Raw genomic sequence first — 10,265 nt, 5'->3', positions numbered from 1 at the left:
GTGATGATCCGGCCTATTTATTCTCCAGCTACTACGTTAAATAATAAGGCAACACTTGTGTTCACATGTAACGAAATTCCTGTCTTTAAAGATAAGTGTGGCGGTATTAAAAAGCGCATGCGCGTTATCCCATGTGATGCGAGAGTAGTGGAAAGAGATATGGAGATTGATGCGAAATTATCTACGGATAATGCGAAAAGTTACCTTCTTAAATTGGCGATTGAAGGTATGCAGCGCATTATTGATCAAGGTGATTTGACAGAATGTAAGGCGGTATCTGATATCACGAAAGAGTATTTTGTACAGTCGGATAGTGTTTTAGGTTTCTTAGAGAATTATAGTGTTAATGGTAAAGAAACAAAGAATGCTTATATGCAATACACGTTGTATTGTGAAGAATCTGGTCTAAAAGCTGTTGGTTCGACAGAGTTTGGTAGAAGGTTGGCAAAAGAAGGTTATGATAAGAAACGAGTAAGAAAAAAGGATAAAAGAGCTTATGTTTATATAAAAAACGAGCAAATGTCCTTAGATGACGCCCAAAATAACTAAATGATCTAGGGACACCTGTTTAAGCTAAGAGTGACAAGGGATTCAATGTATTTTTAACATATGATTTGTCCCTAGATCAAAAATACATCTAGGGACACCCTCAATCCCTTATTATATATACATTTATACTATATTTTTTTCTTTTGTCCCTAGATAAAATAATAATATTTATATAAAAATAAAAGATTAAGTAAAAGAGAAGGAGTTAAAAAATATAAAAGAATGTCAAAGTAATCTAGGGACAGATAAACGAACCCTTATTATATCAATAATTATAGCTGTTTTAATCTAGGGACAGTGATCTAGGGACACTCATCAATATGAGGTGATTAAAATTGAATTATGATGAAGAACGTAAAAGATTAATTGAAGAAGATCAAGAGTTTATTAGCTTTCCTCCACCAGATTATTCAAAAATGTCAAATGAACAAATTAGATTCAGAACAAAATTGATGAAAGAGGCATTTAAAAAGGCTTTTGATGAACATGATCAATACAATGAAGATGATGATGAGTATATTTAAAGGGGTGGTAACATGACAATCATCGAATTACAAAAATCCACTTTTAAAAAAATCGAAGCAGAATGGTTTAACTATTATCATACATTGAGAGAAATTGCTACATTGAGAGAAGCAATTGAAAATCCATTTGATGAAGATCCAGAAGAAGTTAATATAGTTAAAGGAGCTAATTCTGTTCGAGAGCCAGGAGATCCGACAGGTCGAATTGCTACAAGGTTATCAACTAATAAACAATTAAAATACCTAACTGAAATTACAGACGTGATTAAACAGGTTTATGATGCACTGCCAGATGATTATCGAAAGATGGTTGAATTAAGGTATTGGTCCAAACAAAAAATCACATGGGAATCTATTGCTAGTGAAGTAGGAGTGAGTGAGCGTCAAGCACGTCGTTGGAGAAATGAAATCGTGAAAATAACGGCTGATCAATTAGGTTGGCGTTAATGTCCGAAAGATGTCCGTTTTGAGACTTAAAATCATGTTATTATGATAGTGTGAAATAATTATATATAGAACAAAAAGGCATTCACTATTAGATGTTTGTGAGTGCCTTTTTTTATTACTAATGTTAGTTTTTGTGCTTAGTCTTATCTACTTGTTTCCATTGGTTCCCGGGTTTTGATGTTGGTGGCAGTGGTTTGTTTTCAACACCGGTAATTTCAGTTTTACTCTGTTTACCACCACGAGGGCCAACTTCAATAAATTGACCAGAATCTTTCGGAGATTGACCAGGTTTATAATTCGGCATAAATATCACCTCCTTCTTTTATAGTCTATTCGACATGCAAATTTAAAAATCCTGCAAATTATGCAGGAATATTTACTCTGATGTCGAAATGAATATATAAATATAAAAGGAGGATTATTTAAATGAAAAAGAATATTAAATTAGAATATTACAGGTCAAATATAATAAACAATGGACAAATGGAAATTATCAATTTACAAGATACTTTGGATGATTTGTATTTTCAAATTCAATCAGGGAGAGTTATTAGGTATGAATTTAATAATGAAATTGCTAAAATTTCCAGTCTCTTTTATCATGAAGATATAAATTGTTTTCATTTAGTTTTTGAGAGACTTAGGGACTTTAATTTGCCAGTAAAATCTTCCTTTGAACGAGAATCCGATATTATCGATCTAGAAGATGATGAATTTATTGGAGAAGAAGTAAGTTTGCTGTATGATGTGAATAATTGTGTGTTTATGATTCAAAGGAATAGAGATTCTCTTTCCCCTACTGCTTTAGAAATGTTTTTAAATGATATTCATAATAATTTCATAAATCAAAATAGTAATTTGGAGATAAATCCGATACTAGAGCAAAATACGCTTCAGCAGGTTCTTGATAGCAATCAAGTAAGAAAGATAAACATAAGAGTAGATGATCTGGGTCAAGAAACGGAATATGAAGACGATTTAAGTAATATAACTGAAGAAATGACAAGGTTTGAAGCCAGCTCTTTAGAATTTACATTGTCAGTGGGTAGAGAAAGAGAAAGTGAAATGAATGAAGGAAGAGCAAAGAATTTCATTAGAACTATTATGGGTAGGAGAAATGTATCTAAGGCTCAAGTATATGTTAGAACGGATGAAGAGTCTAATGTCGAAAAATATGATCTAATTGAGCAAAAGATGTACAGTATTGCATCGTTTGACTATAGAGAGAACAGAACAATTCGACCTGATGCTGTATTTCAAAGAATGATTGAAATATATATAGGTGAAAATAACGATGGAATGAGGGGGAGAATTCAAAGGATGTGATTTTATATGAAATCCGGAAAGTTAAAACATAGAACAAAAGTCATATTCGTAGTTATTATTTCATTATTGTTTAGTTCTTTAATTGGAACATATTTATTTGATAGTTCATTGCAAGGATCGGGAAGTGCAATGGATAGTATATTATTATTTGTTTCAATTATAATTGGTTTTATTGGAGCGAGTTTAAGTGTTTTTGCCACTGTGTCTGAATCCAAATTTGCTAATAAGCTGAAAAGCTCGCCTAATTCAAAGAAACAATTTATTAATACATTAAAATGGACTTTGCTTATTGGAGTTGTTTTAGTAATGCTAACAATACTCTATCAATTGTTAGTAGTTAATATTGAGAATGAGATCATACTGATCATAATTAATTATCTATGGCTGTTTCTAATTCCCTTGTTTATAGGTATGGGATATCTGATTATAAATGTTATATTAAAGATCTTATTTGAAAGTTGAAAATGTTTATCAAAGACATCTATATATAGATGTCTTTTTTATTAGAAATTTATGGAGTGATCAATCATGATTATAGAATGCGATAACTGCAGTCACACTTTTAACGTGAATCAGATTAAAGATATCAAACAGGAAGCCATTAAAAATGATATCGTCCGTCACTTTATTGAGTGTCCTGATTGTCAGCACAAATTCACAACCCATTATGAAAATGATGCTATTAGAGAAATCACTGCAGAAATTAGAAGGCTGCAGAAAAAAGTACCCTTGAAAATTAAGCAGAAAAATAAACTGCATAAGTTAAGACGCAAGGTGAGGGTAATGGCTGATACATTAAAAACGGTTGTGGAAAAGGATGAAAGTTAATCCATTTCTTTGGACAAGTACAACTAGTTTAACTAAGGCAATGCGAGATGCCTTTTACAAAAGTTTTATATGGCAAAAAAAGAGAGAGACTATCCTAGAAAGAGATGAGTACCTGTGCCAGGTGTGCATGGAGTATGATGATCCTATACCAGCTGATACAGTTCATCATATTGTTCACCTAAGAGATGACCCAACCCTAGCCTTGGTAGATACTAACTTAATAAGTGTTTGCTTCGATTGTCATAACGATCTTCATCCTGAGAAAGGTTTTGGACAAAAGAAAGAGAAAAAGATTTCAAGAAAAATAAAAACTTTTGAAGTGAATGAAAATCCAGAGCAAACATGGTGATACCCCCCTACCCAATAAACTGGAGTCGATCAATCGCCCAGAGCGAGCCGCCCCTTCGTTTTCACCGTGGAGAAATTTTCATGAAAGGGGGGTAACAGAAAAAAATGATGAGAGGAGGATTTACAAAATGGCTGTTCCAACCGCGAAATTACTGAGGGAATACCTAGGCGAAAATTATCAAGAATCGGATGAAGAATTGATAAAATTGTATGTCGAAACACATCAATTTTATCGAAAAATGAAAGCAGAATTAAAAAAATCTACTCTTTTAATGGAGCATACTAATAAATTCGGAGCCAAGAATCTTGTAAAAAATCCTCTCGCGATCGAATTAACGAAAACAGTTCAAACGCTTAATAACTTGTTAAAATCACTTGGTCTTACTCCAGCACAACGAAAGAAAATAGAGAATGGTGGAGATGACGACGACTTCGACAGCTTCTAACATCAAGAAGGCAAAGCAAAGTTTTAGTTTTATAACATGGAAAAAAGACCAGGTGAAGAAAGGTAATATCCTTGAAAAACCATCAGACAAGTTATTGACAACCTGGTATGCTAAACAAGTTGTTAAAGGCAAGATTGTAGCAAGTAAAAATAATATTTTAGCAGCCAAAAGGCATTTAAATGATTTAAAAAGGCAAGGAACGGACGAATTTCCATGGGTGTTTGATGAGGAAAAGGCATATCGTCCAGTAAGATTTATTGAAAAGTATTGCAAACCATCTAAAGGTGATTATGATCAATTAATTGCTCAGCCGTGGCAACATTTTGTGATAGGTTCATTATACGGTTGGGTTCATAAAGATACTGGTGTAAGGCGCTTTCGTGAGGGCCTTATTTTTGTTGGTCGAAAAAACGGTAAATCGACATTAATATCAGGATTATCACTGTATTCTTTCTCCAAAGATGGGGAAAACGGTGCAAATGTTTATCTGTTAGCAAATGCTAAACAACAGGCAAGCATTATTTTTGATGAAGCCAAAGCGATGGTAAAAAAATCGCCAAAGCTGAGAAAAAGATTCGTTCCTAAGCGTGATGAAATTGAGTATGCTAAAGCATTTTCCAAAATTGAGCCTCGTGCTTCAGACAGTGAAAAATTAGATGGTTTGAATACACATCTTGGTGTATTTGATGAAATTCACGAATTTAAGGATTATAAACTGATTAACGTTATCAAAAAATCACGTGGATCTCGTAAACAACCACTTATTTTATATATTACAACTGCTGGTTATCAACTAGATGGTCCTCTTGTTAAATATTATGCTGATGGTGTTCAAGTGTTGGAAGGTGCCATTCAAGATGAACGTACTTTTTATTATTTGGCTGAATTAGATAACGATGAAGAGTTTGAAAAGCCAGAAACATGGATTAAAGCAAACCCTAACATGGGGGTTTCGCTTGATTTAGATGTCCTCATGGATGATTGGGATAAGGATAAACGAACTCCAGAAGAGCGTTCAGACTTTATAACTAAACAATTTAATATATTTGCGAATGGCAGCAAAGTTCCTTTTATTGATTTTAAAACATTAGAGAAAAACGATAAGCACATGGATATTAAAGTACTTGAAGGTGCTGAAGGGGTTGCTGGTTATGATTTATCTGACTCTGAGGACTTTACAAGTGCTTGTGTAGAATTTCCGTTAGAAACAGGAGAAGTGTTTGTCTTATCTCATTCTTGGATTCCATTGAAAAAAGTAAAAGAAGGTAATGAAAAAATACCTTATCGAGAGTGGGAAAAAGATAATTACTTAACAATCGTTGATGAAGAGTACATTAACAAAGACATTGTCGAAGAATGGATCGAGGAACAAGCTAAAATGTATAACATTCCATTGATTACTTATGATCCGGCCAAAGCTTTCCGATTAAATAAATCGTTAGAAGAAAAAGGTTTTGAAACAGAAAAAGTAAGACAAGGTTTTCAAACTCTTGGTCCTGCTTTAGATGATTTGAAAGAAATGTTTTTGGATGGAAAAGTAATATTTAATGAGAATCCACTTCTCCGTTGGTATATAAACAACGTGGAGCTTGTGAAAGACCGAAATAACAATAGATTACCAACAAAAGCTGGTCGATATCGTAAAATTGATGGATTTGCAGCATTGTTAAATGCTCATACAAAGGTAATGGAAAAATTGGTTGTTCCAACTGGTGATGGTGATATTGGAGTTGTTAGTATGCAAGATTTGATGAAGGAGTGATTGGTAAATGAAATTATTCAGTTTGTTATTGATTGTAATCTTACTTTTCAATTTTCAACCATGTATACAAAACGAACCTATCAGAATGAAAAATTGGATGTTTGTTTACTAAGGAGGTGATCCACATCTAATTCAAATTGAAAGGTGGTGAAACATTGAGATTCTTTCAGCGATTAAAATACTCATTTTATAGCGCTTATGCAGCATGGAAGGGGGATGGCTTTGATTTTTCATCTTGGATGGGAAAGTCATTTTGGGGTATTGATAATTCCACCTTAGCCACTAATGAAACTATTTTTAGCGCAGTTACAAGGCTATCCAATAGTATGGCTACATTGCCGTTAAAATTGTATCAAAACTATGAAATGAAGCAAAATAGTGCTTCGGATGTGTTAATTAACAATCCCAATCCTAATATGACAGGTTTTGAGTTTATTAGAAATTTAGAAACTGCTAGGGATGAAGAAGGAAATGGTTATGCTCTTATTGAACGTGACATAAGGTTACAGCCTTCCGGACTAACATTAATTAATCCAGATTATGTGGAGCCTGTCATCGAAAGAAACAGTAAAGAATTATGGTACCAGGTTCTAGGTGAAGATGGGAATCGCTATTATGTACACAATATGGAAATGTTACATGTTAAGCATATTGTAGGTTCACATAGTTTAAAGGGAATTAATCCCATTAAAGTGTTACAGAATGCCAATGACTTTGATAAGGCAGTTCGAGAGTTCAGTTTAAAAGAAATGCAATCTGCACCAAACTCATTTATATTGAAATACGGTGGAAATTTAGATGATGACAAAAGAAAAAGAGTCATTGAAGATTTTAAAAGGTTCTACAAGGATAATGGCGGTATTTTGTTCCAAGAACAAGGTGTAGAAATTAAAGAATTGGAGAGAAAATACGTTGCAGCTGATACATTCGCGTCCGAACGGATTACACGTTCCAGGGTAGCGAATGTTTTTAATATGCCAGTTACAATGCTCAATGATACAGAAGGGCAGAGTTATTCAAGTAATGAACAGCTGATGCGTATGTTTGTAGACCTTACTTTAATGCCAATTGTAAGGCAGTATGAGCAAGAATTTAATAGAAAATTACTTACACCAGCCGAAAGAAAAGCTGGTTTTTATTTTAAATTTAACACGAAGGCTCTTCTTAGAGGCGATATCTCTACCCAAGGCGATTATTACGCCAAAGCCATTCGTAATGGGTGGATGAAGCAAGATGAAGCTAGGATGTATGAGGATTTACCTCCGGTGGGAGGGAACGCATCTAAATTATGGGTTAGCGGAGATTTATATCCAATTGATATGGATCCATCAGAACGAAAATCAAACAGTAATAGCAGTAATAATTCAAATAATGGGGATGGATAACACGTTATAATACGTGTATTTTTTATGCCATTTGAAAGGGGGTGTGGATTAAGTGAGAAAGCGACAATTGAAATTAAACCTTCAACATTTTGCTAAAAAGCGAAACAAGTTTTGGAGCATGAAGATGTCTGCTAATCAAGAAGATTCAGCGGATGTTTTTATTTACGGTGACATAGAACGTTATCAATGGTTAGAAGAAGATACAACAGCATCTAGTTTCAAGCAAGATTTAGACGATCTAGGCGATGTTTCCAACATTAATTTACACATTAATTCACCTGGTGGTGCCGTTTTTGAAGGAATCGCCATTCACAATATGCTTAAAAGCCATCCGGCAAGAGTGAATGTTTATGTAGATGCCTTAGCTGCATCCATCGCTAGTGTTATTGCAATGGCCGGTGATCAGATTCATATGTATAAAAATTCTATGATGATGATCCATAACGCCTGGACTATTGCGCTAGGTAATGCCAATGAATTACGTAAAAAAGCGGATGATTTAGACAGAATTAATCAGTCAGCGGTCCAAAGTTATCTCCAAAAGGCAGGTGAAAAACTAAATGAAGATGAGTTAAAGCAAATGTTGGATGATGAAACGTGGTTATCTGCAGATGAAGCTCAACAATACGGACTAGCTGATGTAGTTCTAGAAGAAAATCAAGCCGTTGCTTCTGTCAGTGAAGATTTATTTAAGCAATATAAAAATGTGCCAAAAGCTCTTCAAAAGAAAGTGGATAAACAAGAAGAAGGTATTTCTGAAGAAGAGATGGCACGAAGACAGAAAATAGCTGAACAATCTAAACAAAATTCAGCATTAATAAAAGATATTTTAGGAGGAATTTAACATGAAAAAGAGCCAAGCATTATTAAAATCTGTGCAACAACGTCAAAAAGGACAATGGTTACGTCTAAATAACTTGCAGTATTTCGGTGGTCAAAAGACGCTTTTTGAGTACAAACAAAACATGACAACCATCGGTCAACAACTTCAAAAAGTGGAAAATGAATTAGCAGATGCTGCTATTGACACATCCAAAACATCTGAGGATATTCAAACATTACAAAAATCACGAGATGATTTGAAACAACGATTTGATGTGATTAAAGAGCAGCACGATCAACTAGAAGCAGAACAAAAAGCAAAATTCGAAGATCAAAACAACATCAAAGGTATCGACGATCCAAAACAAAAGAAAGTCGAAGCGAAAGCGGAAATGATTCGTGCTACGATGACCAATAAGCCTATTACGAAAGAGGTCTTTCAAGCGTTAGGCGATAACACAGATCCTAGCACTGGTGGAGAAAAGTTACTGCCAAAAACAGTATCTAATGAACTTATCCATGAACCATTTGTCAAAAATCCATTGCGTGACATCTCAGTATTTACGCAAGAAACCAACTTAGAAATTCCGAAAATTGCATTTCAATTGGATGATGATGACTTTATCGGTGATACCGAAACAGCGAAGGAAATGAAAGCAACTGGTGATACTGTTACATTTGGTCGTCACAAATTCAAAGTATTTGTACCAATTTCCGAAACTGTTTTAAACGGAACTACAACAAATCTTGTTACAACAGTCGATCGAGGTCTTGAATCAGGTTTAGCAGCTAAAGAGAAAAAGGTTGCTTTTGCTACAACACCAGCAACTGGTGAAGAGCATATGTCCTTCTATTCGACTCAAAACGACATTAAAGAAGTAAATGGAGAGTCCAAATATAAAGCAATTAAAGCAGCTATTGCAGATTTGCATGAAGATTTCCGTGATAATGCAAAAGTGGTAATGCGTTATGCGGATTACATGGACATTATTGAAGTGTTAGCTAACGGTAATGCATCTCTCTATAACGCTCAACCAGAACAAGTCTTAGGTGTACCTGCTGAATTCGTCGATGCTGCTTCAGATCCTATTGTTGGTGACTTTGCTTATTCTCATTTTAACTACGATCTTCAGATGTTACGTGATCGTGATAAAGATGTAAAAACAGGTGTGGAATTGTTCGTTCTAACAGCTTGGTTAGATCACCAAATCAAGTTAAAATCTGCATTCCGTATTGCGAAAGTGGTAGAAACAGTCTAATAAACCAGAAATCTAACATGGAGGTGTTGAATATGCCTTATTTTAACGATATCCATTTAACAACAGGTGGTAGTATTACCGCCGATGGGAAACAAGCGGAACCAATAGAAGATCATGCTGACCCATCTTCAGCAACTGCAGAAGACATTGCTGCTAAACAAAATGAAATCCTAGCCGCCTTACGTGCGGTTGGGATTATCCAATCATCATAAAAGTGAGGGATTTTAAATGAAATATATAGTTCTAAAACGTTTTATCGATAAACTTACTAAAAAGTATTATGCTGCTGGTGACATCTATGAATCTAATGACGAAAAACGCATTAAAGAATTGCAAGAAAAAGGTTACTTAGGAGAAAAAATAGAGGAACCTAAAAGGAATGAAGAGCCTTCTGTACTTGATGGTAATGTAACTCAAGTACAAGAAGCAATCACTGCTGATCTATCAACAGACGAATTGAAACAGTTATTAGAGATGGAACAAAGTGGATCGGACCGTAAAGGTGTCGTTCAGCACATTAAATCCCTCTTACCAGAAGAGTAAGGGGGATTTTTGATGCCTCTACCAGA

At 34.5% G+C, this 10,265-nt stretch carries 15 protein-coding genes; 14 read left to right on the top strand and 1 reads right to left on the bottom strand.

Features of this window, described 5'->3' with window-relative positions:
- The 3 genes from D569_RS23310 to D569_RS0121840 all read left to right on the top strand — a co-directional run.
- On the top strand, positions 1–549 hold a 549-nt coding region (locus D569_RS23310; protein WP_245548537.1), incomplete at its 5' end, for a primase-like DNA-binding domain-containing protein.
- A gap of 335 nt (positions 550–884) precedes the next feature.
- Positions 885–1,073, top strand: a complete 189-nt coding sequence (locus D569_RS0121845; protein WP_018934575.1) for a hypothetical protein — start codon at positions 885–887, stop codon at positions 1,071–1,073.
- A gap of 12 nt (positions 1,074–1,085) precedes the next feature.
- Positions 1,086–1,520, top strand: coding sequence for a hypothetical protein (locus tag D569_RS0121840; RefSeq protein WP_018934574.1), 435 nt, complete (start codon positions 1,086–1,088; stop codon positions 1,518–1,520).
- 124 nt (positions 1,521–1,644) lie between these two features.
- On the opposite strand, the gene D569_RS0121835 is transcribed toward D569_RS0121840, so the two are convergent.
- The gene (locus tag D569_RS0121835) at positions 1,645–1,824 is read right to left on the bottom strand and encodes a hypothetical protein (RefSeq protein WP_018934573.1); all 180 of its coding nucleotides are present in this window, start codon (positions 1,822–1,824) and stop codon (positions 1,645–1,647) included.
- Positions 1,825–1,946: 122 nt separating this feature from the next.
- Between D569_RS0121835 and D569_RS0121830 the strand changes: the two genes are divergently transcribed.
- The 11 genes from D569_RS0121830 (at position 1,947) to D569_RS23305 (ending at position 10,239) form a co-directional block, all read left to right on the top strand.
- On the top strand, positions 1,947–2,846 hold the full coding sequence (locus D569_RS0121830) for a DUF6731 family protein (protein WP_018934572.1): 900 nt from the start codon (positions 1,947–1,949) through the stop codon (positions 2,844–2,846).
- Between the two features lie 6 nt (positions 2,847–2,852).
- On the top strand, positions 2,853–3,308 hold the full coding sequence (locus D569_RS24685) for a hypothetical protein (protein WP_018934571.1): 456 nt from the start codon (positions 2,853–2,855) through the stop codon (positions 3,306–3,308).
- A gap of 66 nt (positions 3,309–3,374) precedes the next feature.
- Positions 3,375–3,674: a hypothetical protein gene (locus D569_RS0121820; protein WP_018934570.1), complete on the top strand. Its 300-nt coding sequence runs from the start codon at positions 3,375–3,377 to the stop codon at positions 3,672–3,674.
- Positions 3,664–4,023 carry an HNH endonuclease gene (locus D569_RS0121815; RefSeq protein WP_018934569.1) on the top strand — a complete coding sequence of 120 codons (360 nt, stop codon included), beginning with the start codon at positions 3,664–3,666 and terminating at the stop codon, positions 4,021–4,023. The genes D569_RS0121820 and D569_RS0121815 overlap by 11 nt, the downstream gene beginning before the upstream one ends.
- Before the next feature lie 127 nt (positions 4,024–4,150).
- The gene (locus D569_RS0121810; protein ID WP_018934568.1) at positions 4,151–4,468 is read left to right on the top strand and encodes a P27 family phage terminase small subunit; all 318 of its coding nucleotides are present in this window, start codon (positions 4,151–4,153) and stop codon (positions 4,466–4,468) included.
- The gene (locus D569_RS0121805) at positions 4,443–6,230 is read left to right on the top strand and encodes a terminase large subunit (protein WP_018934567.1); all 1,788 of its coding nucleotides are present in this window, start codon (positions 4,443–4,445) and stop codon (positions 6,228–6,230) included. Before D569_RS0121810 ends, D569_RS0121805 begins: the two co-directional genes overlap by 26 nt.
- 155 nt (positions 6,231–6,385) lie before the next feature.
- A complete protein-coding gene (locus tag D569_RS0121800) occupies positions 6,386–7,615 on the top strand; it encodes a phage portal protein (RefSeq protein WP_026287434.1) in 1,230 nt (409 codons plus the stop codon).
- 52 nt (positions 7,616–7,667) lie between these two features.
- Positions 7,668–8,459, top strand: a complete 792-nt coding sequence (locus D569_RS0121795; protein WP_018934565.1) for a head maturation protease, ClpP-related — start codon at positions 7,668–7,670, stop codon at positions 8,457–8,459.
- 1 nt (position 8,460) lies between these two features.
- Positions 8,461–9,696, top strand: coding sequence for a phage major capsid protein (locus D569_RS0121790; protein ID WP_018934564.1), 1,236 nt, complete (start codon positions 8,461–8,463; stop codon positions 9,694–9,696).
- Positions 9,697–9,728: 32 nt separating this feature from the next.
- Positions 9,729–9,908 (top strand): hypothetical protein, encoded by a 180-nt coding sequence (locus tag D569_RS0121785; protein ID WP_018934563.1) that lies wholly within the window; start codon positions 9,729–9,731, stop codon positions 9,906–9,908.
- A 16-nt stretch (positions 9,909–9,924) separates the two neighbouring features.
- Positions 9,925–10,239, top strand: a complete 315-nt coding sequence (locus tag D569_RS23305; protein ID WP_018934562.1) for a hypothetical protein — start codon at positions 9,925–9,927, stop codon at positions 10,237–10,239.
- Positions 10,240–10,265: the final 26 nt, after the last annotated feature.

This window comes from Gracilibacillus lacisalsi DSM 19029 (assembly GCF_000377765.1).
Classification (GTDB): domain Bacteria; phylum Bacillota; class Bacilli; order Bacillales; family Amphibacillaceae; genus Gracilibacillus; species Gracilibacillus lacisalsi.
Note: the sequence above shows the minus strand (reverse complement) of the source record. Positions and strands in the feature narration are given on the sequence as shown.